Origin of the sequence: Sphingomonas sp. LH128, from assembly GCF_000293195.2 — a bacterium.
Lineage (GTDB): Bacteria > Pseudomonadota > Alphaproteobacteria > Sphingomonadales > Sphingomonadaceae > Novosphingobium > Novosphingobium resinovorum_A.
The window spans coordinates 1-614 of the sequence record NZ_ALVC01000516.1; the positions used below are offsets into that span (position 1 = coordinate 1).

Annotated in this window: 1 protein-coding gene; it reads left to right on the plus strand. The window is 61.4% G+C overall.

Going from position 1 to position 614, the window contains the following annotated elements; all coding sequences use genetic code 11:
* Positions 1 to 614 (plus strand): IS5 family transposase (locus tag LH128_RS29555; RefSeq protein ID WP_008833378.1); only part of this gene is annotated, 614 nt, incomplete at both ends.

Below are 614 nucleotides of genomic sequence, written 5' to 3' on the forward strand. Positions count from 1 at the left end.
CTTCGCGCGATCCGGGCGATTGTCGATGAAGCGCTCGAAGTGCTGTCCGCGGACTTCGACGGCCTGTATTCTCGTATCGGGAGGCCGTCGATCCCACCCGAGAAACTTCTTCGGGCCTTGCTCCTGCAGGCCTTCTATTCGATCCGCTCGGAACGCCAGTTGATGGAGCAGATGGACTACAACCTGCTCTTTCGCTGGTTCGTCGGCCTGGCGATGGATGCGCCGATCTGGGATGTCACGGTCTTCACCAAGAACCGCGAGAGGCTGCTGTCCGGGGACGTTGCCGCCAAGCTCCTGTCGGCCATCATCAACCAGCCACGCGTGCAGGCTCTTCTTTCGGACGATCATTTCTCGGTGGACGGCACGTTGATCGAAGCGTGGGCAAGCGCGAAAAGCTTCAGACCCAAGGATGAAGGCGGCCCCGGAGATGACGATGACGCCGGGTTGGCTTCCAGCCGCAGCGAGCAGGCAGCAGCGCCGACCGACCGTAATGCCGAACGCGATTTTCGCGGCGAGAAGCGCAGCAATACAACCCATGCATCGACCACAGATCCTGATGCCCGACTATTCAAGAAGGCGCGCGGCCAGGCAGCGAAGCTGTGCCACATGGGCCA